We start from the raw sequence: 24,692 nt of genomic DNA on the forward strand, positions 1-24,692 counted from the left end.
TGTAATGTTTTTTTGGTATCTGGCGCTTAGTGATGTCATATCAATGCCGTTTCCTTGTGAGTATAATGCCCGCCAGGACAATTTGATGCTATCATTTTTTGATAGCACATCAAGGTGAATCGTATCCCTTTCCTGCCTGTGCTATAGTAGCGCCCCCAAATCACCGGATGCTCAAAAAATCACCATGTCACCAGAATTACAATCCGTCTTTCCGGCCCACCGTTTTTCCATCGCGCCCATGCTCGACTGGACGGACAGGCACTGTCGCTATTTCCTGCGCTTGTTGTCTCGCCAGACGTTGCTCTACACCGAGATGGTGACGACGGGGGCGATTATTCATGGCAAAGGGGATTATCTGGCGTACAGCGAAGAAGAGCATCCGCTCGCGCTGCAACTGGGCGGCAGCGATCCGGCAGCGCTGGCGCACTGTGCGAAGCTGGCTGAGGCACGCGGCTACGATGAGATTAACCTCAATGTCGGCTGTCCTTCCGATCGCGTGCAGAACGGCATGTTTGGCGCCTGTCTGATGGGCAATGCGCAACTGGTGGCGGATTGCGTAAAGGCGATGCGCGACGTGGTGTCGATTCCGGTGACGGTGAAAACCCGCATTGGTATTGATGACCAGGACAGCTATGAATTTCTCTGTGATTTCATCAGTACGGTGTCCGGTCGCGGTGAGTGCGAGATGTTCATCATCCACGCCCGCAAAGCCTGGCTTTCCGGGTTAAGTCCGAAAGAAAACCGTGAGATCCCGCCGCTGGATTATCCGCGCGTTTATCAACTGAAACGCGACTTCCCGCAGCTGACGATGTCCATCAACGGCGGCATTAAGTCGCTGGATGAGGCGAAGGCGCATCTCGAACATATGGACGGTGTGATGGTTGGCCGCGAGGCTTATCAGAACCCGGGTATTCTGGCCTCTGTCGACCGCGAAATCTTTGGCTCCCCGACCGCTGATGCCGATCCGGTGGCGGTGGTGCGGGCCATGTATCCCTATATCGAGCGCGAACTGAGCCAGGGGACGTATCTCGGCCACATTACGCGCCATATGCTGGGTCTGTTCCAGGGGATCCCTGGGGCGCGCCAGTGGCGTCGTTACCTGAGCGAAAACGCCCATAAAGCCGGTGCCGATATCAATGTGCTGGAGCATGCGCTAAAGCTGGTTGCCGATAAGCGGTAGATTTTCACTAAAAGTTAGTCAATTTCACCACGCCCTGCAAAAATTTACGGGGCGTTTTGTTGATAAATCAACAAATTAACTTTGGCATGATTTTTGTAATGGATTGTGCAGGAATTCATTATGGGAGAGCATCATGCTGGAACTACTTTTTGTGCTTGGCTTCTTTATCATGCTGATGGTCACCGGCGTCTCGCTGTTGGGCATTCTGGCTGCGCTGGTTGTCGCCGCGTTCGTGATGTTCCTTGGCGGCATGTTTGCACTGATGATCAAACTGCTGCCGTGGCTACTGCTGGCTGTTGCCGTAGTGTGGGTGATCAAGGCGATTAAGTCGCCGAAAGTCCCACAATATCAGCGCAATAACCGTTGGCGTTACTAAAGATGTGAGGGATGCGTCACAACCTGTAATTTTGGCGTCATAACCAAATAGGAATTGATCGTCAAATCTGTCAGTATTGCGCGTCTAACAGATTCATCGAGCTGTACCCTACATACAGCCGAACAAAAAAAGAAAGGGCTTCCCAATGGGAAGCCCAATTTCTTTCTCCCTGTCATAATTAAAGCTGCAGGTGTGTTGGCTGCTGTCACTCACCCCAGTCACTGATTTCAGTAAGCTCCTGAGGATTCGTTCCATTGCCGCCTTCCTGCAACTTGAATGATTCAGGGGAGCCAGGCAGTTAAGGAATCAGCAAACTGGAACCCTGCGTCGCCCGACTCTCCAGCACTTCATGTGCTCGCCGCGCCTCTTTCAACGGATATTTCTGACTGTCTGCCACATCCACTTTGATCACACCGCTGGCGATCAGCGAAAACAGTTCGTTGCTGGCTTCGGTCAGTTCTTCCGCGTTGGTGATGTAGCCCTGAAGAGAAGGGCGCGTGGCGTACAGGGAACCTTTCTGATTCAGAATCCCCAGGTTCACGCCGGTCACTGGCCCCGATGCGTTGCCAAAACTGACCATCAGTCCACGACGTTGCAGACAGTCCAGCGAGGCTTCCCAGGTATCCTTGCCGACGGAGTCATAGACCACGCGGACTTTTTTACCGCCGGTTATCTCTTTTACCCGCTCGACAATGTTCTCTTCGCGATAGTTAATCACCTGCCATGCGCCGGCATCCAGTGCCCGCTGCGCCTTCTGCGCGCTGCCGACGGTGCCAATCAGTTTCGCGCCGAGTGCTTTTGCCCACTGACAGGCAATCAGCCCGACGCCGCCAGCGGCCGCGTGGAACAGGAACGGTTCGTCGGGCTTGATTTCGTAAGTTTTGCGCAGCAGATAAAAAACGGTCAGTCCCTTCAGGAAAGAGGCAGCAGCCTGCTCATAGGAGATGGCATCAGGCAGGATAGCGGCCTTATCAGCCGGTACGTTGTGGACTGAACTGTAGGCGCCGAGCGCGGACTGCGCATACACCACGCGATCGCCCACGTTAATATGGCTGACGCCGCTGCCGACTTTGACGACGACGCCAGCCGCTTCGGTCCCTAAACCGCTGGGCAGCGCGGGAGGCGGATAGAGCCCGCTACGAATATAGGTATCGATAAAATTAATGCCGATCGCTTTGTTTTCGACCTGGATTTCGTTCGCCGCCGGATCGGAGGGGGTAAAGTCCACGGCCTGAAGCACGTCAGGGCCGCCATGCTTGTGAAATTCAATTCGTGTTGCCATGATTTCTCCAGTATCATCGGAAGATTAGCTTCAACTCACTTTTATCTCGGTAACTCCATTCACTATGGCAGGAAATAAACCCTTCAACAAACAACAGACTGATGTCCGTGACCGCGACCCACAGGTTGCCGGACTGAAAGTACCGCCGCACTCGATTGAAGCGGAACAGTCGGTGTTGGGCGGTTTAATGCTGGATAACGAGCGCTGGGACGATGTCGCCGAGCGCGTGGTGGCGGAAGATTTTTATACCCGTCCACATCGTCACATCTTCACCGAGATGGGACGGTTGCAGGAAACCGGCAGTCCGATTGACCTGATTACGCTCGCGGAATCGCTGGAGCGACAAGGGCAACTGGACAGCGTCGGCGGTTTTGCTTATCTGGCTGAACTCTCCAAAAATACGCCAAGTGCGGCGAACATCAGCGCGTATGCGGATATCGTGCGCGAACGCGCGGTAGTGCGCGACATGATCGCCGTTGCCCATGAAATTGCCGATGCGGGTTTTGATCCGCAGGGGCGCACCAGTGAAGACTTGCTCGATCTCGCCGAGTCACGCGTCTTTAAAATCGCGGAAAGCCGCGCCAATAAAGACGAAGGACCAAAAAACATTGCCGATGTGCTCGACGCAACCGTCGCGCGTATCGAACAACTGTTCCAGCAGCCGCACGACGGGGTGACGGGCGTTAACACCGGCTATGACGATCTCAACAAAAAGACCGCTGGCCTGCAGCCGTCAGATCTGATTATTGTTGCGGCACGTCCGTCGATGGGTAAAACCACATTTGCGATGAACCTCGTCGAAAACGCGGCGATGTTGCAGGATAAACCGGTTCTTATCTTCAGCCTCGAGATGCCCTCTGAGCAGATTATGATGCGTTCTCTGGCATCGCTGTCCCGCGTGGATCAGACCCGTATTCGTACCGGACAACTGGACGATGAGGACTGGGCGCGGATTTCCGGCACAATGGGCATTCTGCTGGAAAAACGTAACATCTATATCGATGATTCCTCCGGTCTGACGCCAACGGAAGTGCGCTCCCGCGCGCGCCGTATCGCCCGCGAACACGGCGGTATCGGGCTGATTATGATCGACTACCTGCAGTTGATGCGAGTGCCGTCGCTGTCCGACAACCGTACGCTGGAGATTGCTGAAATTTCCCGCTCGCTGAAAGCGCTGGCGAAAGAACTGCATGTGCCGGTCGTGGCGCTGTCGCAGCTTAACCGCTCGCTGGAACAACGTGCCGATAAGCGTCCGGTCAACTCCGACCTGCGTGAATCCGGCTCCATCGAACAGGATGCCGACTTGATCATGTTCATCTACCGTGATGAGGTTTATCACGAGAACAGCGATCTGAAAGGTATTGCGGAAATCATCATTGGTAAGCAGCGTAACGGCCCCATCGGGACGGTGCGACTGACCTTTAATGGACAATGGTCGCGCTTTGATAACTATGCGGGACCGCAGTACGACGACGAGTAAATCTCCGTCCTTCTTTTATTAAGGATTTGAAATGCAAGCGGCAACTGTAGTGATTAACCGCCGCGCTCTGCGACACAACCTGCAACGTCTGCGTGAGCTGGCACCCGCCAGTAAGCTGGTTGCGGTCGTGAAAGCGAACGCTTACGGACACGGTCTGTTAGAGACCGCGCGAACGCTCCCCGATGCTGACGCTTTTGGCGTGGCGCGTCTCGAAGAAGCGCTGCGTCTGCGAGCGGGTGGGATCACGCAGCCCATCCTGCTGCTGGAAGGCTTTTTTGAGGCGGCCGATTTGCCCACCATTTCCGCGCAGCGCCTGCATACGGCTGTCCATAACCAGGAACAACTGGCCGCGCTGGAAGCCGCCGAACTGGATGAACCGGTAACCGTGTGGATGAAACTCGACACCGGTATGCATCGCCTGGGTGTCCTTCCCGAAGAGGCGGACGCCTTCTGGCAGCGCCTGACGCAATGTAAAAACGTGCGTCAACCGGTGAATGTCGTCAGCCATTTTGCCCGTGCGGATGAGCCGGAATGCGGTGCGACTGAACGGCAGCTTGATGTGTTCAATACCTTTTGTGAAGGCAAAGCGGGTCAACGCTCAATTGCCGCGTCCGGCGGGATTTTACTCTGGCCGCAGTCACATTTTGACTGGGTGCGACCGGGCATTATTCTCTACGGCGTGTCGCCGCTGGAAAACCAGTCCACGGGAGCGGATTTCGGCTGCCAACCGGTGATGTCGCTGACCTCCAGCCTGATCGCCGTGCGCGAGCATAAAGCGGGTGAGCCGGTAGGCTATGGCGGAACGTGGATCAGTGAACGTGATACGCGCCTTGGCGTCGTGGCGATGGGCTATGGCGATGGTTACCCGCGCGCAGCGCCATCCGGTACGCCGGTGTTGGTGAATGGCCGCGAAGTGCCGATTGTGGGCCGCGTGGCGATGGACATGATTTGCGTTGATCTTGGGCCGCAGGCGACTGACCAGGCCGGTGACCCGGTGATTTTATGGGGAGAGGGCCTCCCGGTTGAGCGTATTGCGGCAATGACTAAAGTTAGTGCTTACGAACTGATCACCCGCCTGACCTCACGGGTGGCGATGAAGTACGTGGATTAAGTACGCCGGTTCCTGCCGGATGGCGCTAACGCTTATCCGGCCTACAAGGTGTTGCCGGGATGCCGGATGGCGCTACGCTTATCCGGCCTACAATATGTTGCCGGGATGCCGGATGGCGCTAACGCTTATCCGGCCTACAATATGTTGCCGGGATGCCGGATGGCGCTAACGCTTATCCGGCCTAAAAGCGTTTCCCGTATATCGCGCACGGACCGTAGGCCGGATAAGGCGATTACGCCGCCATCCGGCAATATTCCCACCAGGCGCTCGATCTTCCTCTCCATCCGGTTTATTGTGTCTTAACCCCTGCCTGTAAACCTGGAGAACCATCGCGTGTTTCAAAAAGTTGACGCCTACGCTGGCGACCCGATTCTGTCGCTCATGGAGCGGTTCAAAGAAGACCCGCGTAGTGACAAAGTGAATCTGAGTATCGGCCTGTATTACAACGAAGACGGGATTATCCCGCAGTTGAAGGCCGTGGAGGAAGCCGAAGCGCGTCTTAACGCGCAACCGCACGGTGCCTCGCTGTATCTGCCGATGGAAGGGTTAAATACCTATCGTCATACTATCGCGCCATTGCTGTTTGGAGCTGACCATCCGGTTCTCCGGCAGCAGCGAGTGGCGACGATCCAGACATTGGGCGGCTCTGGCGCGCTGAAAGTGGGGGCCGATTTCCTGAAGCGCTATTTCCCGGATTCCGGTGTGTGGGTCAGCGACCCGACGTGGGAAAACCACATCGCCATTTTTGAAGGGGCGGGATTTAACGTCAGCACATATCCCTGGTACGACAATGCCACCAACGGCGTGCGTTTCAACGATCTGTTAGCGACCCTGAAAACCCTGCCTGCGCGCAGTATCGTCCTGCTGCATCCTTGCTGTCACAACCCGACCGGTGCAGATTTAACGCATGCGCAGTGGGATGCGGTTATCGAGATCCTGAAAGCGGGCGATCTGATCCCGTTCCTCGACATTGCTTATCAGGGCTTTGGTGCCGGTATGGACGATGATGCCTATGCTATCCGCGCGATTGCCAGCGCCGGACTGCCAGCGCTGGTCAGCAACTCGTTCTCGAAAATCTTCTCTCTGTACGGCGAGCGCGTCGGTGGGCTTTCTGTTGTCTGTGAAGATGCAACTACCGCAGGTCGCGTGCTGGGGCAACTGAAGGCGACCGTCCGCCGTAACTACTCCAGTCCGCCGAACTTTGGCGCACAGGTGGTCGCGACGGTACTCGGCGATGAAGCGCTGAAAGCCAGTTGGCTGGCGGAAGTGGAGGCGATGCGAACCCGTATTCTGGCCATGCGTCAGGAACTGGTGAACGTGCTAACCGCTACGATTCCGGGACGTAATTTCGACTATCTGCTGCAACAGCGCGGTATGTTCAGCTACACCGGGCTGAGCGCGGCTCAGGTCGATCGCCTGCGTGACGAGTTTGGCGTCTATCTGATCGCCAGCGGACGCATGTGCGTGGCTGGTCTGAACGTGGCGAATGTGCAGCGCGTGGCGAAGGCTTTTGCCGCAGTCATGTAATTGCCAGGCCAGATAAGCGCAGCGTCATCCGGCAAAACGCCACTGGCCGGATGACGACGAATCGCCTTATCCGGCCTGGTAATGGTCTCTTCCATACTTATGTGATCCTCCTCCTTTTCCGGGACAAAACCGCAGAAAATCCTTCCTTTCACCTGCCGCCGGGGTTATGGTCAGAGGGTTTTTTGAACAATTGGTCTAATAAAATGATAACTAAATGACTTAACAGGGAAAAATATGCGAAGGCTCACACTGGCGCTGAGCGCCATCTGCTTGTTATTCACATTAAACCATTCCGCCAGCGCGCTGGCCTCTTCTCCTTCTCCGCTCAATCCAGGTACTAACGTTGCGAAACTCGCGGAACAAGCCCCCATTCACTGGGTTTCCGTGGCGCAGATCGAAAACAGCCTCGCTGGTCGTCCGCCGATGGTCGTTGGTTTCGACATTGATGACACCGTGCTGTTTTCCAGCCCTGGCTTCTGGCGCGGTAAGAAAACCTGGTCCCCTGACAGCGAAGCGTATCTGAAAACCCCGGCATTCTGGGAGAAAATGAACAACGGCTGGGATGAGTTCAGTATTCCAAAAGAGGTCGCCCGTCTGCTGATCGATATGCACGTCCGTCGCGGCGACAGCATCTTTTTTATTACCGGACGTTCGCCGACAAAAACCGAAACCGTGTCGAAAACGCTGGCCGATAACTTCCACATTCCGGCGACAAATATGAATCCGGTGATTTTCGCCGGAGATAAGCCCGGTCAGAACACCAAAACGCAGTGGTTGCAGGATAAAAATATCCGCATGTTCTATGGCGATTCGGACAACGACATTACCGCCGCGCGCGATGCGGGCATTCGTGGGATCCGAATCCTGCGCGCCTCAAACTCGACTTACAAACCGCTGCCGCAGGCTGGCGGGTATGGCGAAGAGGTGATCGTAAACTCGGAGTATTAAAAAGCGGGGAGGGCATTTGCTGTTTTTTTAAACAAAATTGATCTGTCAGCTTTTACCTTTTGCAGTCTTGCTGCACACTGAGTAGATGACATTTCAGTGGAGCATCACGCTTGCAAGGGGAATAACGATGACCAATTCGGAGTTACTGCAATACTGCATGGCGAAAATCGGCGCGGAGCAGAGTGTGCACAGTGACTGGAAAGCCACACAAATCAAAGTTGAAGATGTGCTCTTTGCCATGGTGAAAGAGGTGGAAGATCGCCCGGCGGTATCTCTGAAAACCAGCCCCGAACTGGCAGAACTATTACGCCAGCAGCACAGCGATGTGCGTCCGAGCCGACATCTCAATAAGGCGCACTGGAGCACCGTCTACCTCGACGGCTCGTTGCCGGATTCACAAATCTATTATCTGGTGGATGCGTCCTACCAACAGGCGGTTAATACGCTACCGGAAGAGAAACGCAAACAGCTGCAATGAACAACGCCGTTCACATCTTCACATGAACGGCGTTTTGCGTTTTACAGCATCGGTTTGAGGAAGCGGGCAGTATGCGATGTTTCACATTCCGCCACGGTCTCAGGGGTACCGGAAACGAGGATTTCCCCACCGCCGCTACCGCCCTCCGGTCCCAGGTCGACTATCCAGTCCGCCGTTTTGATAACGTCCAGGTTGTGCTCAATCACCACGATAGTGTTGCCCTGATCGCGTAACTGATGGAGCACGTCCAGCAGTTGCTGAATATCAGCAAAGTGCAGACCGGTAGTCGGTTCATCCAGAATATAGAGCGTCTGACCGGTACCGCGTTTCGACAGTTCGCGCGCTAACTTCACGCGCTGCGCTTCGCCACCGGAAAGCGTCGTCGCCGACTGGCCAAGACGAATGTAGGTCAGCCCTACGTCCATCAGGGTTTGCAGCTTACGCGCCAGCGCCGGGACGGCATCAAAGAACTCGCGGGCTTCTTCGATAGTCATATCCAGCACTTCGTGGATGGTTTTACCCTTGTACTTAATCTCCAGCGTTTCGCGGTTATAGCGTTTGCCTTTGCACTGGTCGCACGGCACGTAAATATCCGGCAGGAAGTGCATCTCGACTTTAATCACGCCATCGCCCTGACAGGCTTCGCAACGCCCACCACGAACGTTAAAGCTGAAACGCCCTGGCGTATAGCCGCGTGAGCGCGACTCCGGTACCCCGGCAAACAGTTCGCGCACCGGCGTAAAGACCCCGGTATAGGTCGCCGGGTTGGAACGCGGCGTCCGCCCAATCGGGCTCTGGTCGATGTCGATAACCTTGTCGAAATGCTCCAGCCCCTGCACGTCGCGGTACGGCGCCGGTTCGGCGATCGTTGCGCCGTTCAACTGGCGCTGAGCAATCGGGAACAGCGTATCGTTGATCAAGGTCGATTTACCGGAACCCGACACGCCGGTGATGCAGGTGAACAGCCCCACGGGCAGGGTCAGCGTCACGTCTTTCAGGTTGTTGCCGCGTGCGCCGGTCAGTTTCAGCACTTTTTCCGGATTCGCTGGCACGCGCTGTTTCGGCACTTCAATCTTGCGCTTGCCGCTCATGTACTGGCCGGTCAGTGATTCCGGTACCGCCATAATGGCTTCCAGCGGACCTTCGGCAACCACTTCGCCGCCGTGGACGCCGGCTCCCGGACCGATATCAATCACGTGGTCAGCGGCGCGAATTGCATCTTCATCGTGCTCCACCACAATCACGGTATTGCCAAGATTACGCAGGTGGATCAGCGTCCCCAGCAGACGTTCGTTATCGCGCTGGTGAAGACCGATGGACGGTTCATCCAGCACGTACATTACGCCGACCAGCCCGGCACCAATCTGGCTTGCCAGACGAATACGTTGGGCTTCGCCGCCGGAGAGCGTTTCTGCGGAGCGCGACAGCGTCAGATAGTTAAGGCCGACGTTGACCAGGAACTTGAGGCGATCGCCAATCTCTTTGAGGATTTTCTCTGCAATCTTTGCCCGCTGGCCTGCGAGTTTGAGATTGTTAAAGAAGTCCATCGCGTGGCCGATGCTCATGTCGGAGATGGTCGGCAGCGGCGTATTCTCAACGAAGACGTGGCGCGCTTCGCGACGCAGACGGGTTCCTTCACAGCTGGCGCACGGGCGGTTGCTGATGAACTTGGCTAGCTCTTCACGTACCGCACTGGATTCCGTCTCTTTATAGCGGCGTTCCATGTTGTGCAGCACGCCTTCAAACGGATGGCGGCGCACGGAGGTGTCGCCACGATCGTTCATATACTTAAATTCAATATTGTCTTTACCGGAGCCGTACAGCACCACTTTGTGCACGTTCGCATTCAGGCTGGCCCACGGGGCCTCAACGTCGAACTTATAGTGCTCCGCCAGCGATTTCAGCATCTGGAAATAATAGAAGTTCCGACGATCCCAGCCGCGGATGGCTCCGCCTGCCAGCGACAACTCAGGGTTCTGGATCACGCGATCGGGGTCGAAATACTGCTGTACACCGAGGCCGTCGCAGGTTGGACAGGCACCCGCCGGGTTGTTAAAGGAGAACAGGCGCGGTTCCAGTTCGCGCATGCTGTAGCCACAAATTGGGCAGGCGAAGTTGGCGGAAAAGAGCAGTTCTTCTGCTTTTTCGTCGTCCATATCGGCAACTACCGCCGTCCCGCCGGAAAGTTCCAGCGCGGTTTCAAACGATTCCGCCAGACGGGTACTGAGATCGTCACGCACTTTGAAACGATCGATCACTACCTCGATGGTGTGTTTCTTCTGCAGTTCCAGCTTGGGCGGATCGGAGAGGTCACACACTTCGCCATCAATGCGGGCGCGGATATAACCCTGGCTTGCCAGGTTTTCCAGCGTTTTGGTGTGCTCGCCCTTACGCTCTTTAATGACCGGCGCCAGCAGCATCAGGCGCTTGCCTTCCGGTTGTGACAGGACGTTATCCACCATTTGACTGACGGTCTGCGCCGCCAGCGGGACATCATGATCCGGACAGCGCGGTTCGCCAACGCGAGCAAACAGCAGACGCAGGTAGTCGTGGATCTCGGTAATAGTACCGACCGTGGAGCGCGGGTTATGAGACGTCGACTTCTGTTCAATTGAGATAGCGGGCGACAGCCCCTCAATATGATCGACATCCGGCTTTTCCATTAGCGACAGAAACTGACGCGCATAGGCAGAAAGGGATTCAACGTAACGACGCTGTCCTTCGGCATACAAGGTGTCGAATGCGAGCGAGGATTTGCCTGACCCCGAAAGCCCGGTCACGACAATCAGTTTGTCGCGGGGGATGACGAGGTTGATGTTTTTGAGATTATGGGTGCGGGCGCCCCGAACTTCGATCTTATCCATTCACCTTTCCCGGATTAAACGCTTTTTTGCCCGGGGCAGCAGGGTGCCACCGGCGATCACAAACGGTTAATTATGACACAATAAAACCTGAATGGATATACAGTATTGGAATGCAAAACACAGAGTCTTGTGTAACAATACCCGGCTGAAGTTGTTTCGCGGAATCCGCGTCGCAACGTAGTAAAATCGCTATTGGTAATGCTACAATCGCGCGTTTACACTTATTAAGAAACGTTTTCAGGAGACTCGATCATGGCCAGCAGAGGCGTAAATAAGGTTATTCTCGTGGGTAATCTGGGCCAGGACCCGGAAGTACGCTACATGCCGAATGGTGGCGCTGTCGCCAACATCACGCTGGCTACTTCCGAATCCTGGCGTGACAAGCAGACCGGCGAGATGAAAGAGCAGACGGAATGGCACCGCGTTGTGCTGTTCGGCAAACTGGCGGAAGTGGCCAGCGAATATCTGCGTAAAGGTTCTCAGGTCTACATTGAAGGTCAGTTGCGTACCCGCAAATGGACCGATCAGTCCGGTGTTGAGAAATACACCACGGAAGTGGTGGTGAACGTTGGCGGCACCATGCAAATGCTGGGTGGTCGTCAGGGTGGTGGCGCCCCGGCGGGTGGTCAGCAGCAACAGGGCAGTTGGGGTCAGCCTCAGCAGCCACAGGGCGGTAACCAGTTCAGCGGCGGCGCGCAGTCTCGTCCGCAGCAGCAGTCTGCGCCAGCAGCACCATCCAATGAACCGCCGATGGATTTCGACGACGATATCCCGTTCTGATCATTATTCATGTCGAATTCTCAGTATCGTTATAAGACCCCGTGAAAACGGGGTTTTTTGTCAGTTTATCTCCCGCAAAGTAAATAAACCTACATACTTTTCAATAAGATAATTAAATTGCCTGTGATCAAATCGTAGGTGGGATTATCGGTTATCCTGCGTTCGCAACTTTCACCCATTAAGACTGAACCTTGCCGGGCTTTTCAGGGAAACACGATCAGCCTGTCAGCGAACATAAGGAAATTAGAATGAACAAAGCCATTTTAATGCCGGTTGATATTCTGGCGATGGACCTTTCTGACAAAGCGATTGCCTGGGCCGATCACATGCTCAATAGAGAAGAGGGCGTTCTGCATCTCCTGCACGTTTTCCCCAAGCTGCACACGTCGCCGATTCGCGGTTTTGCTTCGGATATCAAAAAATACGAAGAGTACATGACCAACGATGCGCAGGAGAAAATGCTCGCCCTGGCGAGAAAATTCAAAACGCCGCTGGAGAGGATTCGCTTTGAAGTCCGTCATGGCAATATTCGTGATGAAGTGAATAACGCGGTAATCGCACATAACGCCGAAATGATTATTATCGGCTCGCGCAAGCCGGGGATTGCCACCCATCTGCTGGGCTCGGCAGCCGCCAATATTTTACGTTACGCAAAGGTACCGGTAATGGTTGTGCGTTAATCCGTTATCGCATTTGAAAAAAGGCCTCCCAATATGGAAGGCCTTTTTATTGCCGGATACCGCCGGTTATTTCCGGCGGAATTTGCGGGTGAGCGGTTTCTCAATCTCAACAATGAAGAATAGCGCGATGCCGATGGCAAAGGTAATTCCCCAGTAGCGCAGCGGCAGGGCTTCGGTACCAAACAGCATTTGCAGGAACGGCACATAGATAATCGCCAACTGCAGCAGCAACAGAATACCGCTGACCAGCCAGATGCCTTTATTCATCAACAGTCCACGACCCAGCGAGAAGCCATCGGAGACGCGGCAGTTAAGCATGTATACCCACTGCGCCGTCACCAGCGTTTGCAACAGGACCGTACGGATGAATTCCGGGCTGTGACCGCGCGGCTGCAGCCAGGCTTCCAGCGTAAAGGCACAGGCGGCAATCAGCGTGCCGACAAAACCGACGCGCCAGATAGCAAAGCCATCCATCACGTTCTCGTTACTCTGACGCGGTGGGCGGCGCATGATGTTTCGCTCACCGGCTTCAAACGCCAGACCGAATGACAGCGTGGCAGAGGTCGCCATGTTCATCCACAAGATCAGTACCGGAGTCAGGGGGATCAAATTGCCAGCCAGTAGCGCGACGACGATCAGCAGACCCTGCGCCAGGTTAGTGGGCATGATAAACAGAATGGTTTTCTTCAGGTTGTCGTAGACGCGTCGCCCTTCCTGTACCGCGCTGGCGATGGTCGCGAAGTTATCGTCCGTCAGCACCATGTCGGCGGCTTCTTTCGTCACTTCGGTGCCTTTAATACCCATCGCGATCCCCACGTCGGCCTGCTTCAGCGCCGGGGCATCGTTCACGCCATCGCCGGTCATGCCGACGATCTCGCCTTTCTCTTGCAGGGCTTTTACCAGACGCAATTTATGTTCCGGGCTGGTACGGGCAAAGATATCGTAGGTGACAGCCGCTTCGGCGAGTTCAGCATCATCCATCTGCTCGAGCTCATAGCCCGTCACCGCGTGGCAGCTGTTATGGATACCCAACATGCCGCCGATGCTCATGGCGGTTTGCGGGTGATCGCCAGTGATCATTTTGACGCGGATCCCGGCCTGCTGGCAGGCGCCGATCGCCGCAATGGCTTCCGGGCGCGGCGGATCCATCATCCCGGCGATGCCGAGGAAAATGAGCCCCTCGTTCAGACAGTCATGAGTCAGCGTACTGGCATCGGCACGCGCGGGTTTCCAGGCGGCGGCCACCATCCGCAGACCTTCTTTGGCATAGCGGGCAATTTCGGCCTCCCAGTGCGGCTGGGTAAAGGCTTCCGTACCGTTCGCGGTTTGCTGCAACTGGCAGAGTTTAAACAGCACATCCGGCGCTCCGGTCACCAGCACGCGCTCGTCGTTGCCGATGCGATAGTGCGTCGCCATGTATTTGTACTGGGAATCGAACGGAATTTTACTGCGCAGTTCGCACTCGACGGCAGGTAGCATGGCTTTGGCGGCCAGCACTTTCAGCGCCCCCTCCGTGGGGCCGCCGGTAATCCCCCAGTGACCCTGATCATCGCGAATCAGCTGGCTGTCGTTACACAGGTCAATCGTGCGCAGATAGTTTTCAAGCAGGCTGCCTGGCGCAATCTCTGCCAGCGCGTCATCTTCCTCGACGTGGATCTCGCCCGTTGGCTCGTAGCTGTTGCCCTGCACGCGGTAATTTTTATCCGCCGTGATGATGGCTTTGACCGTCATCTCGTTCATGGTCAGGGTGCCAGTCTTATCGGAACAGATCACCGACATGGCCCCCAGCGTTTCAACGGTAGGCAGTTTGCGGATGATCGCGCGTTTGCGGGCCATGGTCTGCACACCCAGCGACAGGATGATCGAGATAATCGCCGGTAAACCTTCCGGAACGGCCGCGACAGCAAGGCTGATTAACGAAAGCAGCAGCTCGCTCATTGGCATATCGCGTAGCAACAGGCTGAAGATAAACAGACCGGCCATCATGGCGAGAATGAGGGAGAAAATCGCTTTGCCGAGTTTATCCATCTGCACCAGTAGCGGCGTGCGGTGCTTCTCGATCCCGGTCATCATCTGGTTGATATGGCCCAGTTCCGTCGCTTCCCCGGTGGCGATCACCACGCCAAGCCCGGCACCGGCGCTAATCGTTGTACCAGAGAACAGCAGGTTTTTGCGATCGCCCAGCGGCAACTCGCCTGCCAGCGCGTCTGCCGTTTTATCCACAACGGTAGATTCGCCGGTCAGGATGGCCTCTTCAACCCGCAGGTTATGGGCTTCCATGACGCGAAGATCGGCGGGGATGCGGTCGCCCGCGCGCAGCACCACGATATCGCCAACGACCAGATCGGTGGTCGCGACCGTCTCATGTTGCCCGTTTCGTACCACCACAGCAGAAGCGGAGAGCATATTGCGGATACTTTTTAGTGATTTTTCCGCGTTGTTTTCCTGAATGTGACCTATCATGGCGTTGATCACTGCGACGCCGAGGATGACGGCAGTATCCACCCAGTGCCCCATTACGGCGGTGAGTGCCGCTGCGGCAATCAGGACGTAGATCAGGACATCGTGAAAATGGGCCAGAAAGCGTAGCCAGGCGGGTTTGCCGGCTTTTTCAGGCAGTGCGTTAAGACCATCCCTGGCAAGACGTGCGCTGGCCTCATCATGAGTCAGCCCGGAAGGTTGGCTCTGTTGATTTTTCAGAACCTCCTCAACGGTCAGCTGGTACGGCTTTTTTCCAGCGCATGGCGCAGAATGGAGACGATTGCTGTTCGGCATTCTGGTCAAAGTAAAATTCCTCGAAGTATTAAATTTAAATATTTTGAAACACAGGCATACTATTTGAATAATGCCTGCAGATATTTGACATTAATCAATGGCGTTTCTGTAATTATTATTTTATCTTTGAATGAAGATGATATTTTTCCATGCGGGTCATGGGGTTAAATGGAAATGTAAATTTAGGAAAGGAGGTTTTATGTTTGGAATTTATAATGCTAAGAAATTGATTTTATTGATTGTTTTTGCAATTGTTGTGGCGGCCATTAGCGGTATTTCAACTTATGCCTTTGTAAAATATCTGGGGTGAAAATAATAAAAACAGTCTTCCTTACATAACTTTTAAATCCTGAATAATAATGACAATAGGGAAACGAACACAGAGCAGAAAATATATTTTAAGCCGCGGTCTGTTGAGTAAACCGACCGCGCCAGATGAACGCATAATAGACGCGGACTTGCTGAAATCGAGACGGGACGAATTTGTCCGCAAGAGATAGGTCGGGATTTTCTGGAAACAATAAAAAAGCCTCCGTCAGGGAGGCTCAAGTGAAATCAGGTCAAGACCATCGGCCATTCCGGCGGGGTCTGACTCATCACTTCGACCATCACGGATTCAATGTTGTTCCAGATGGCGGAGAGATCCATCAGGGTGATGCCGAGTAACCCCGTCGCAAACCAGCAGGCGGCGACAACCCCGAGTCCACTGCTGATCACAGCCAGACCAATGTAATCTGAGCGACGAAAACGAATATTTAACGTGCTGGCTAAAAACATGAGCACAGCGCTCAGCAGTTGCCAGCGGAGAAGAACCACGCCAGTGGTTAGGGTAGCCATGAAACATTTCCTCTGAGAGTAGCAGGTGCCCTGGACAGCGCGGCGTTTTCACGGGAAGCGTGGCACACTCCTGGCTATCGACGGGCATTTACATCAATACCGAATGAAACGTTGTTTCTGTTTCAGAATATTTGTGAACTATATCACGTTTAGTCATTCGTTCGCCAGCCTGTACGCCTCTTTTTTGTTTGTTTTTTAACCACACTTTAAAAATGGTTATTGGTCGATAATGAACACGTTTTGATCGTGGCGTAACTGGAGGAAGGCGATGTAAAAAGATGTATTTATTCTACCCTTTCTGTTTTGTCCTAAATAAGCATACAGGGAAATTTAACTTAATTTCATTTTGTGTATGAACCGACAAAACTTTCATAAAAAACTACCCCTTTCGGAGAATGGATTACCCTTAATAAAATTAATCGTCACTGTAGGTTTGCTTTACGGTCGAATATTATCACCATCCTGCAATATCAGACTTTTGCTAATAAAAGTCTGTTGCTAATATCGATAGATTCATGCAACGTAATCACCTGTGTGATTTAGCATCCTGCCTTGATGATAAAGGCACATAAAATGCAGGGATATAGGGCTTAAATGAATCATCGGGCGCGACGCAAGATGCTGAGGTTCCTCGGGATAATCATGGTGGTTTTGCTCCCCGTGATGCTGGCGCTATGGTTTGCCCAGTTGCGAGCCACCTCTCAAACCAGTAGGCAACTGAGCACCTTTGCCCATTTGGCTTTAGATAAAACAGAACTGGTTGTTTTACAGGCTGATTTAGCGCGTGATGCCGCTGAACAGTACCAGGGGCAGGCGTGTACACCGGCGCATCAACAACGGATGTTGAATATTATCCGTGGGCGCCTGTATATCAACGAGTTAATTTATGCACAGGGCGATCGTTTTTTATGCTCTACGGTAATGGCACCGTCAGAGCCCTATATTATGCCGACGGCAGACTATAAACGAAAACCTAATATCTCCATTTATTACTTTCGCGATACGCCTTTTTTTACCGGTTATAAAATGACGTATATGCAACGCGGAAACTATGTCGCGGTGATCAACCCGCTGTCATATAGTGAAGTGATGTCCGAAGACCCCGAAATGGCCTGGGGGGTATATGACACCGTGACCAATACCTTTTTCTCCGTCAGCGAACAGGCCTGGGTGGCACAACTGTTGCCACTGGTCCAGCGTCATCAATCTGTCTTTCAGCAGGACGGTCACTTTTATACCATCGCCCACTCGGATAAACGGCCCATTGCCGTGATTGTGTCGACCTCGATGCAGCGGTTTTATCAGAACCTGTATCAGCAGTTGCTGATCACCCTTCCGCTGGCGGTCATCAGTAGCATTCTGTTGTTAATGTTCTGGTCGCGGGCGCGTCGGCAATACTACTCCCCGCGTCGTATGCTCCAGCGCGCGCTTAAGCAACGCCAGCTCTGCCTGCACTATCAGCCGATCATTGATATCAAAAATGAGAAATGCGTGGGGGCGGAAGCGCTGCTGCGCTGGCCGGGCTGCAAGGGTCAGGTCATGAGTCCGGCCGAGTTCATCCCGCTGGCGGAAAAAGAGGGGATGATCGCGCAGATAACCGACTATGTGGTGGAAGAAGTGTTCAGCGATATGGGGACATTTCTGGCTGCCAACCCGCAGTTGTATATCTCTATCAACCTTTCCGCGTCGGATTTCCACTCTTCGCGACTGATTGCCATGATTGCGGATAAAGCGCGCGAACACGCCGTGCTTGCACAACAAATTAAAGTGGAAGTGACTGAACGAGGATTTATCGATGTGCCGAAAACCACGCCGGTGATCCAGGCATTTCGCCAGGCGGGCTATGAAGTGGCGATTGATGATTTCGGCACCGGCTACTCTAACCTGCACAACCTCTATTCACTCAACGTCGATATTCTTAAGATCGACAAGTCCTTTATCGATACGCTGACCACCAACAGTACCAGCCATCTGATTGCGGAACATATCATTGAGATGGCGCAAAGCCTGCGTCTTAAAACCATCGCGGAAGGCGTGGAGACGGCGGATCAGGTGAGCTGGTTACTTAAACGCGGGGTGCAGTACTGTCAGGGGTGGCACTTCGCGAAGGCGCTGCCGCCGCAGGACTTCATTCACTGGTTGCAACAACCGCCCGCACTCCTGATGCAGCGCGGACAGTAACACTACAGGCGGTGACGGTAGTCGCTGGGGGTGCGATCAAATTCCCGGCGAAACACGCGGGAAAACGTCTGCTGCGACACATAGCCTAAATCCATCGCAATATCGAATATCGGTCTTTCGGTGTTGCGCAGTTCAACGGCGGCTAACAGAAGTCGGCGCTGACGGATATAGTCACCCAGCGTCTGGCGCATCACCGTGCGGAACATCCTCTGTAAATACCACTTTGAATAACCTGATTTTTTTGCGACCACATCAATATTCAGCGGTTGGTCGATATGTTCATCAATCCATTCAATAAGGGTTTGAATAATTTGCTGATGGGACATATTGCTGCCTCCTTCTCAGTGTTCGATTCGTCTTTTGTCTGCGGGCGAGTATAATTCCTCAAGTTAACTTGAGGTAAAGAGATTTATGGAAAAGAAATTACCCCGTATAAAAGCGATGCTCACGCCGGGAGAAGTGGCAAAGCGCAGCGGCGTGGCGGTTTCCGCACTGCATTTCTATGAAAGCAAAGGGCTGATCAGCAGTATCCGCAACAGCGGCAATCAGCGCAGATATCGGCGTGATGTGCTGCGTTATGTCGCGATTATCAAAATTGCCCAGCGAATCGGCATCCCGCTGGCGACCATCAGCGAAGCGTTGGGCGTGCTGCCGGAGGGCCATACCCTCAGCGCTAAAGAGTGGAAGCAACTCTCTTCGCAATGGCGCGAGGAGCTGGACCGGCGCATTCATACGCTGGTGGCGCTGCGTGACGAACTCGATGGCTGTATTGGCTGTGGCTGTTTATCGCGTAAAGACTGTCCGTTGCGTAACCCAGGGGATCGGTTGGGCGAAGAGGGCACGGGCGCACGCCTGCTGGAGGATGAACAAAACTAAAGCGCCGCAAGGGCGCTTTAGTTTGTTTTCCGGTCTTTGTCTTTCTCTCTATCCCGCTGGTTCACGGGAGGGTTTCCCCCGACGTCAACACCCCTCATTCGAGCACGTGGTGGAGGTTCCGGTTTGTGTTGATACTGTAAGTGTAAGCCGCATCATCCCGTTTGCCAGCTAATCTGGCGTTTTTTTAGGCGAATTTTTTTCGTCATCTCCCATAATTTACTAGAGTGAGTAAGAGGAAATAACGGGAGAACATCATGCTGACGGTGCATCATTTAAACCAGTCCCGCTCACAGCGCATTCTCTGGGCGCTGGAGGAGTTGTCGCTGCCTTACCAGATTGTTCGCTATCAGCGTGAAAAGAGTATGCTCGCCCCGCCTGCCCTGAAGAAAATCCATCCGCTGGGTAAATCCCCGGTAGTTGAAGATAACGGTGCAATCCTCGCGGAATCAGGGGCCATTCTCGACTATTTGCAGGACACCTACGACAGCGAAGGGCGATTTAAACCGAATGAAGCGGAGCCAAAGCGCCAGTATCGCTTCTGGTTGCACTACGCCGAGGGTTCACTGATGCCGTTGCTGTTAATGAAGCTGGTCTTCGTCAGTCTGGGTAAACCGCCGATGCCCTTTGGTTTGCGCACGCTGGGCGGCGCGCTGGGGCAGGGCGTGCAAAAAGCGTATCTCAATCCGCAACTGGAAACCCATGCGCGCTTTATTGACGCGCATCTTGCTGAGCGGCCATGGTTTGCCGGGGAGCATCTCAGCATGGCGGATATTCAGATGAGTTTCCCCCTGTTTGCACTGCTGGCGCGGGGTGGTATTGCCGATCTTCCCCATATCCGCGAGTGGAAAAAACGTGTGGAGATGCGTCCCGCCTGGCAACGTGCCATCCAGCAGGGGGGACCTTTTGAAATTCCCGGCGGCTGATGGCGGGTTTTTAGCTGTCTTCAGCTGTGCATCTGCAATATGGCCGGGAAAATGATGTTGCCGGATTGCGCATTGACGATAACGTTTGCGCATCAGTTGATGATTTCTTCAGCGTTAGCGCAAGAAATGAGTAAAAAGCGGCAAAGTTCAGTTGAAAATCCCCGTATGATCGCTGGATAATCGTTTGCTTTTTTTTACTACCCGTTTTTTTATGCGCGGAGCTAAACGTTTGCTTTTTGCGACACCCCTTTTGTCGCGATCAGAGCACAGGGAGTTGACGTTGCGCTGGCAGTGGATTGTCCACCACGCATAAGAACGAATAATAAACTCTCAGGGGATGTTTTCTATGTCTACGCCTTCAGCGCGTACCGGCGGTTCGCTTGACGCCTGGTTTAAAATTTCACAACGTGGAAGCACTGTCCGTCAGGAAGTGGTGGCAGGTTTAACAACGTTTCTGGCGATGGTGTACTCCGTTATCGTCGTGCCTGGCATGCTGGGCAAAGCCGGATTTCCGCCCGCAGCGGTGTTCGTTGCGACCTGTCTGGTGGCTGGTTTGGGTTCTATCGTCATGGGGCTGTGGGCAAACCTGCCTCTGGCGATTGGTTGCGCCATCTCGTTGACCGCTTTCACGGCGTTCAGCCTGGTACTGGGCCAGCAGATTAGCGTTCCGGTCGCGTTGGGCGCGGTATTCCTGATGGGTGTGCTGTTTACCATTATCTCCGCGACCGGGATCCGTAGCTGGATCCTGCGCAATTTACCGCAGGGCATCGCGCACGGCACCGGCATCGGTATCGGCCTGTTTTTACTGCTGATCGCGGCGAACGGCGTAGGTCTGGTCATCAAGAACCCGCTGGACGGTCTGCCGGTAGCCCTCGGTCATTTCGCGACCTTCCCGGTGATTATGTCGCTGGTTGGTCTGGCGGTGATTATCGGTCTGGAGAAACTGAAAGTGCCGGGGGGGATTCTGCTGACGATTATCGGCATTTCTATCGTCGGCCTGCTTTTCGATCCGGCCGTGAAATTCTCCGGCATTTTCGCCATGCCGTCGCTGAGCGATGAAAACGGCAAATCGCTGATTGGCAGCCTGGATATCATGGGCGCGCTGAACCCGGTTGTACTGCCAAGCGTCCTGGCGCTGGTGATGACCGCCGTGTTTGATGCCACTGGCACCATCCGCGCCGTGGCGGGTCAGGCGAATCTGTTGGATAAAGACGGACAGATCATCGACGGCGGTAAAGCGCTGACCACCGACTCCCTGAGCAGCGTGTTCTCCGGTCTGGTGGGCGCGGCGCCGGCAGCGGTCTATATCGAGTCAGCGGCTGGTACGGCAGCGGGCGGTAAAACCGGTCTGACCGCCATCACCGTTGGCGTACTGTTCCTGCTGATCCTGTTCCTCTCTCCGCTCTCTTATCTCGTTCCGGTGTATGCAACGGCGCCTGCGCTGATGTACGTCGGTCTGCTGATGTTGAGCAACGTGGCGAAAATCGATTTTGCTGACTTTGTTGATGCAATGGCGGGTCTGGTGACAGCCGTATTCATCGTACTGACCTGTAACATCGTGACCGGTATTATGATTGGTTTTGCCACGCTGGTGATTGGCCGTGTGGTTTCGGGTGAGTGGCGCAAGCTGAACATCGGCACCGTGGTGATTGCCGTGGCGCTGGTGGCGTTCTATGCCGGCGGCTGGGCCATCTGATTACGAAATGTACTCCGAAAATGGGTGGCTTTTGCCGCCCATTTTTATTTTCAGCACACACTTGTTGTCTTTTGCGATACTCTGAAAAAGGTAAAATCAAGGCACGACGCCTCTCAAACACATAAGAAACATCGCAAACAGGGAACGCATGGAAATCTTCTTCACAATACTCATCATGACCCTTGTGGTCTCTCTGTCCGGGGTATTTACGCGCGTATTGCCCTTCCAGCTCCCCTTACCCCTCATGCAGATTGCGATCGGCGCGCTGTTGGCGTGGCCCACGTTTGGTCTGCACGTCGAGTTTGACCCCGAACTGTTTCTGGTTCTGTTTATCCCGCCGCTGCTGTTTGCCGATGGCTGGAAGACGCCAACGCGAGAATTTCTTGAACATGGGCGAGAGATATTTGGCCTCGCGCTGGCGCTGGTCGTCGTCACGGTGGTCGGGATAGGGTTCCTGATTTACTGGGTGGTGCCGGGTATTCCGCTGATACCCGCCTTTGCGCTGGCCGCCGTGCTGTCACCCACCGATGCGGTGGCCCTTTCCGGTATTGTCGGCGAAGGCCGTATACCGAAGAAAATCATGGGCATTCTGCAGGGCGAGGCGCTGATGAACGACGCCTCCGGCCTGGTCGCGTTGAAATTTGCCGTTGCCGTGGCGATGGGGACGATGATTTTTACCATCGGCGGTGCGACCGTGGAATTCTTCAAAGTCGCGATCGGCGGTATCCTGGCAGGGTTTGTGGTGAGCTGGCTGTACGGTCGCTCGCTCGGGTTCCTCAGCCGCTGGGGCGGTGACGAACCCGCCACGCAGATCGTCCTGCTGTTCCTGCTGCCGTTTGCTTCTTATTTGATTGCCGAACATATCGGCGTGTCGGGCATCCTGGCCGCCGTCGCGGCGGGGATGACCATCACCCGTGCGGGCGTGATGCGCCGTGCGCCGCTGGCGATGCGTCTGCGCGCCAACAGCACCTGGGCAATGCTGGAGTTTGTTTTTAACGGCATGGTGTTCCTGCTGTTGGGCCTGCAGTTGCCGGGCATTCTGGAGTCCTCTCTGGTGGCGGCAGAAGCCGACCCGAACGTTGAAACCTGGATGCTGTTTACCGACATCGTGCTGATTTATGCGGCGCTGATGCTGGTGCGTTTCGGCTGGCTGTGGACGATGAAAAAATTCAGCGTGCGTTTTCTGCACAAGAAGCCGATGGAGTTTGGCTCCTGGTCCACGCGTGAGTTGCTGATTGCCTCCTTTGCGGGGGTTCGCGGGGCCATCACCCTGGCGGGTGTCCTGTCTATCCCGCTGCTGCTGCCGGATGGCAACGTCTTCCCGGCGCGCTACGAACTGGTCTTCCTCGCCGCTGGGGTGATTCTGTTCTCGCTGTTTGTCGGCGTAGTGATGCTGCCGATTCTGCTGCAACATCTGGAAGTGGCCGATCATTCTCAGCAGTTGAAAGAGGAACGGATTGCTCGTGCGGCGACGGCGGAAGTGGCGATTGTCGCTATCCAGAAAATGGAAGAGCGTCTGGCGGCGGATACTGAGGAGAATATCGATAATCAGCTCCTGACCGAAGTGAGCTCCCGCGTCATCGGTAACCTGCGTCGTCGTGCTGACGGGCGTAACGATGTCGAGAGTTCGCTCCAGGAAGAGAACCTGGAACGCCGCTTCCGCCTCGCGGCGCTGCGATCAGAGCGGGCGGAGTTGTATCATCTGCGCGCCACCCGCGAAATCAGCAATGAAACCCTGCAAAAATTACTGCACGATCTCGACCTGCTGGAAGCGTTGCTGATCGAAAATCAGTAAAACCGTCGTGTTGCCTGATGGCGCTGCGCTTATCAGGCCTACGGTTCGTGCATGTTGCAGGCCGGATAAGGCGTTAGCCGTCATCCGGCGATATTTGTCGTGTTGCCTGATGGCGCTGCGCTTATCAGGCCTACGGTTCGTGCATGTTGTAGGCCGGATAAGGCGCCAGCCGTCATCCGGCGTTGGTCTGTCTGCACATATTTGTCGTGTTGCCTGATGGCGCTGCGCTTATCAGGCCTACGGTTCGTGCATGTTGCAGGCCGGATAAGGCGCCAGCCGTCATCCGGCAATTTAGTTTGCGAGTTGTATTCCTGAATAAGTCAGTCACGCTTGCCACCTCCCTCGTCCCCGCCTATTTTTGCGAAAAAGGAGGAAATATGTCTGATTATCGGCGCAACTACATCAACGGTGGAACGTGGTTTTTTACCGTTAACCTGCGTAATCGCAGAAGTCATCTTTTAATAAAACAGATCGCAGCGCTGAGAAATGCCATTTGGATGGTTAAAAGAAACAAACCTTTTCAAATCGATGCCTGGGTCGTTCTGCCCAAGCATATGCACTGTATCTGGACGTTGCCTGAAAACGAGTATGATTTTTCAGCACGTTGGCGGGCTATTAAAAAGACTTTTTCAAAGTCGCTGGCGTTACGGCAGGTCTGGCAGCCCCGTTTCTGGGAACACACTATACGGGACCAGCATGATTACCAAAGACATGTTGATTATATTTATATCAATCCCGTTAAACATGGTTGGGTAACGCAGGTAAAAAATTGGCCGTACTCTACGTTTCACCGCGATGTGAAGCGAGGTTTATACCCTCAGAAGTGGGCAAGTAGCATGGCATCGTTACAGGCGGGTGAACGAGTGTAGGCGTTAGCCTGATGCCTGATGGCGCTGCGCTTAT

At 54.3% G+C, this 24,692-nt stretch carries 22 protein-coding genes; 17 read left to right on the forward strand and 5 right to left on the reverse strand.

Annotated features, from left to right (window positions below; all coding sequences use genetic code 11):
• Positions 1 to 184: 184 nt before the first annotated feature.
• Positions 185 to 1,180, forward strand: a complete 996-nt coding sequence (gene dusA / locus GBC03_06580) for a tRNA dihydrouridine(20/20a) synthase DusA (GenBank protein QFS69890.1) — start codon at positions 185 to 187, stop codon at positions 1,178 to 1,180.
• Between the two features lie 133 nt (positions 1,181 to 1,313).
• Entirely contained in the window at positions 1,314 to 1,556 is a 243-nt protein-coding gene (gene pspG, locus GBC03_06585) for an envelope stress response protein PspG (GenBank protein ID QFS69891.1), read from the forward strand.
• Positions 1,557 to 1,854: 298 nt separating this feature from the next.
• On the opposite strand, the gene GBC03_06590 is transcribed toward pspG, so the two are convergent.
• Positions 1,855 to 2,838, reverse strand: coding sequence for an NADPH:quinone reductase (locus tag GBC03_06590; GenBank protein QFS69892.1), 984 nt, complete (start codon positions 2,836 to 2,838; stop codon positions 1,855 to 1,857).
• Between the two features lie 64 nt (positions 2,839 to 2,902).
• Between GBC03_06590 and dnaB the strand changes: the two genes are divergently transcribed.
• From dnaB to GBC03_06620, 6 genes are all read left to right on the forward strand, one after another.
• The gene (gene dnaB, locus GBC03_06595; protein ID QFS69893.1) at positions 2,903 to 4,318 is read left to right on the forward strand and encodes a replicative DNA helicase; all 1,416 of its coding nucleotides are present in this window, start codon (positions 2,903 to 2,905) and stop codon (positions 4,316 to 4,318) included.
• A 31-nt stretch (positions 4,319 to 4,349) separates the two neighbouring features.
• Positions 4,350 to 5,429 carry an alanine racemase gene (gene alr / locus GBC03_06600; GenBank protein ID QFS69894.1) on the forward strand — a complete coding sequence of 360 codons (1,080 nt, stop codon included), beginning with the start codon at positions 4,350 to 4,352 and terminating at the stop codon, positions 5,427 to 5,429.
• Between the two features lie 66 nt (positions 5,430 to 5,495).
• Complete coding sequence (locus GBC03_06605) at positions 5,496 to 5,732, forward strand: hypothetical protein (protein QFS69895.1); 237 nt, start codon at positions 5,496 to 5,498, stop codon at positions 5,730 to 5,732.
• 30 nt (positions 5,733 to 5,762) lie between these two features.
• Positions 5,763 to 6,956, forward strand: coding sequence for an aromatic amino acid transaminase (locus GBC03_06610; protein QFS69896.1), 1,194 nt, complete (start codon positions 5,763 to 5,765; stop codon positions 6,954 to 6,956).
• Positions 6,957 to 7,190: 234 nt separating this feature from the next.
• Positions 7,191 to 7,904 (forward strand): acid phosphatase AphA, encoded by a 714-nt coding sequence (gene aphA, locus GBC03_06615; protein QFS69897.1) that lies wholly within the window; start codon positions 7,191 to 7,193, stop codon positions 7,902 to 7,904.
• A gap of 127 nt (positions 7,905 to 8,031) precedes the next feature.
• Entirely contained in the window at positions 8,032 to 8,382 is a 351-nt protein-coding gene (locus GBC03_06620) for an MmcQ/YjbR family DNA-binding protein (protein QFS69898.1), read from the forward strand.
• Positions 8,383 to 8,423: 41 nt separating this feature from the next.
• Here GBC03_06620 and uvrA read toward each other — a convergent pair whose 3' ends face one another.
• Entirely contained in the window at positions 8,424 to 11,246 is a 2,823-nt protein-coding gene (gene uvrA / locus GBC03_06625; GenBank protein ID QFS69899.1) for an excinuclease ABC subunit UvrA, read from the reverse strand.
• 252 nt (positions 11,247 to 11,498) lie between these two features.
• On the opposite strand from uvrA, the gene GBC03_06630 reads away from it, so the two are divergent.
• Positions 11,499 to 12,026, forward strand: a complete 528-nt coding sequence (locus GBC03_06630; GenBank protein QFS69900.1) for a single-stranded DNA-binding protein SSB1 — start codon at positions 11,499 to 11,501, stop codon at positions 12,024 to 12,026.
• Positions 12,027 to 12,274: 248 nt separating this feature from the next.
• A complete protein-coding gene (locus GBC03_06635; GenBank protein ID QFS69901.1) occupies positions 12,275 to 12,706 on the forward strand; it encodes a universal stress protein UspG in 432 nt (143 codons plus the stop codon).
• Positions 12,707 to 12,772: 66 nt separating this feature from the next.
• Here GBC03_06635 and GBC03_06640 read toward each other — a convergent pair whose 3' ends face one another.
• Entirely contained in the window at positions 12,773 to 15,481 is a 2,709-nt protein-coding gene (locus tag GBC03_06640; GenBank protein QFS73933.1) for an HAD-IC family P-type ATPase, read from the reverse strand.
• A 555-nt stretch (positions 15,482 to 16,036) separates the two neighbouring features.
• Complete coding sequence (locus GBC03_06645) at positions 16,037 to 16,318, reverse strand: hypothetical protein (GenBank protein QFS69902.1); 282 nt, start codon at positions 16,316 to 16,318, stop codon at positions 16,037 to 16,039.
• A gap of 594 nt (positions 16,319 to 16,912) precedes the next feature.
• Between GBC03_06645 and GBC03_06650 the strand changes: the two genes are divergently transcribed.
• Complete coding sequence (locus tag GBC03_06650; GenBank protein QFS69903.1) at positions 16,913 to 18,499, forward strand: EAL domain-containing protein; 1,587 nt, start codon at positions 16,913 to 16,915, stop codon at positions 18,497 to 18,499.
• Positions 18,500 to 18,501: 2 nt separating this feature from the next.
• Here the strand turns inward: GBC03_06650 and soxS are convergent, their stop codons facing one another.
• On the reverse strand, positions 18,502 to 18,825 hold the full coding sequence (soxS, locus tag GBC03_06655; protein ID QFS69904.1) for a superoxide response transcriptional regulator SoxS: 324 nt from the start codon (positions 18,823 to 18,825) through the stop codon (positions 18,502 to 18,504).
• Between the two features lie 85 nt (positions 18,826 to 18,910).
• Between soxS and soxR the strand changes: the two genes are divergently transcribed.
• The 6 genes from soxR (at position 18,911) to GBC03_06685 (ending at position 24,658) form a co-directional block, all read left to right on the forward strand.
• Positions 18,911 to 19,375 (forward strand): redox-sensitive transcriptional activator SoxR, encoded by a 465-nt coding sequence (gene soxR, locus GBC03_06660; protein QFS69905.1) that lies wholly within the window; start codon positions 18,911 to 18,913, stop codon positions 19,373 to 19,375.
• 254 nt (positions 19,376 to 19,629) lie between these two features.
• Positions 19,630 to 20,298 (forward strand): glutathione S-transferase, encoded by a 669-nt coding sequence (locus GBC03_06665; GenBank protein QFS69906.1) that lies wholly within the window; start codon positions 19,630 to 19,632, stop codon positions 20,296 to 20,298.
• 346 nt (positions 20,299 to 20,644) lie between these two features.
• Positions 20,645 to 21,994, forward strand: coding sequence for a permease (locus GBC03_06670; GenBank protein QFS69907.1), 1,350 nt, complete (start codon positions 20,645 to 20,647; stop codon positions 21,992 to 21,994).
• 148 nt (positions 21,995 to 22,142) lie between these two features.
• Positions 22,143 to 23,789 carry a Na+/H+ antiporter gene (locus tag GBC03_06675; GenBank protein ID QFS69908.1) on the forward strand — a complete coding sequence of 549 codons (1,647 nt, stop codon included), beginning with the start codon at positions 22,143 to 22,145 and terminating at the stop codon, positions 23,787 to 23,789.
• Positions 23,790 to 23,799: 10 nt separating this feature from the next.
• Positions 23,800 to 24,006 (forward strand): hypothetical protein, encoded by a 207-nt coding sequence (locus GBC03_06680; protein QFS73934.1) that lies wholly within the window; start codon positions 23,800 to 23,802, stop codon positions 24,004 to 24,006.
• 160 nt (positions 24,007 to 24,166) lie between these two features.
• Positions 24,167 to 24,658, forward strand: a complete 492-nt coding sequence (locus GBC03_06685) for a transposase (GenBank protein QFS73935.1) — start codon at positions 24,167 to 24,169, stop codon at positions 24,656 to 24,658.
• Positions 24,659 to 24,692 lie beyond the last annotated feature (34 nt).

It is taken from the genome of Citrobacter telavivensis, from assembly GCA_009363175.1.
In the GTDB taxonomy this organism is placed as follows: Bacteria; Pseudomonadota; Gammaproteobacteria; order Enterobacterales; family Enterobacteriaceae; genus Citrobacter_A; species Citrobacter_A telavivensis.

Bases quoted from the DNA above. Each gene is read 5' to 3' on its own strand.
- dusA (QFS69890.1), top strand. From the start codon at position 185: ATGTCACCAGAATTACAATCCGTCTTTCCGGCCCACCGTTTTTCCATC.
- pspG (QFS69891.1), top strand. From the start codon at position 1,314: ATGCTGGAACTACTTTTTGTGCTTGGCTTCTTTATCATGCTGATGGTC.
- GBC03_06590 (QFS69892.1), bottom strand. From the start codon at position 2,838: ATGGCAACACGAATTGAATTTCACAAGCATGGCGGCCCTGACGTGCTT.
- dnaB (QFS69893.1), top strand. From the start codon at position 2,903: ATGGCAGGAAATAAACCCTTCAACAAACAACAGACTGATGTCCGTGAC.
- alr (QFS69894.1), top strand. From the start codon at position 4,350: ATGCAAGCGGCAACTGTAGTGATTAACCGCCGCGCTCTGCGACACAAC.
- GBC03_06605 (QFS69895.1), top strand. From the start codon at position 5,496: ATGGCGCTACGCTTATCCGGCCTACAATATGTTGCCGGGATGCCGGAT.
- aphA (QFS69897.1), top strand. From the start codon at position 7,191: ATGCGAAGGCTCACACTGGCGCTGAGCGCCATCTGCTTGTTATTCACA.
- GBC03_06620 (QFS69898.1), top strand. From the start codon at position 8,032: ATGACCAATTCGGAGTTACTGCAATACTGCATGGCGAAAATCGGCGCG.
- uvrA (QFS69899.1), bottom strand. From the start codon at position 11,246: ATGGATAAGATCGAAGTTCGGGGCGCCCGCACCCATAATCTCAAAAAC.
- GBC03_06630 (QFS69900.1), top strand. From the start codon at position 11,499: ATGGCCAGCAGAGGCGTAAATAAGGTTATTCTCGTGGGTAATCTGGGC.
- GBC03_06635 (QFS69901.1), top strand. From the start codon at position 12,275: ATGAACAAAGCCATTTTAATGCCGGTTGATATTCTGGCGATGGACCTT.
- GBC03_06640 (QFS73933.1), bottom strand. From the start codon at position 15,481: ATGCCGAACAGCAATCGTCTCCATTCTGCGCCATGCGCTGGAAAAAAG.
- GBC03_06645 (QFS69902.1), bottom strand. From the start codon at position 16,318: ATGGCTACCCTAACCACTGGCGTGGTTCTTCTCCGCTGGCAACTGCTG.
- GBC03_06650 (QFS69903.1), top strand. From the start codon at position 16,913: ATGAATCATCGGGCGCGACGCAAGATGCTGAGGTTCCTCGGGATAATC.
- soxS (QFS69904.1), bottom strand. From the start codon at position 18,825: ATGTCCCATCAGCAAATTATTCAAACCCTTATTGAATGGATTGATGAA.
- soxR (QFS69905.1), top strand. From the start codon at position 18,911: ATGGAAAAGAAATTACCCCGTATAAAAGCGATGCTCACGCCGGGAGAA.
- GBC03_06665 (QFS69906.1), top strand. From the start codon at position 19,630: ATGCTGACGGTGCATCATTTAAACCAGTCCCGCTCACAGCGCATTCTC.
- GBC03_06670 (QFS69907.1), top strand. From the start codon at position 20,645: ATGTCTACGCCTTCAGCGCGTACCGGCGGTTCGCTTGACGCCTGGTTT.
- GBC03_06675 (QFS69908.1), top strand. From the start codon at position 22,143: ATGGAAATCTTCTTCACAATACTCATCATGACCCTTGTGGTCTCTCTG.
- GBC03_06685 (QFS73935.1), top strand. From the start codon at position 24,167: ATGTCTGATTATCGGCGCAACTACATCAACGGTGGAACGTGGTTTTTT.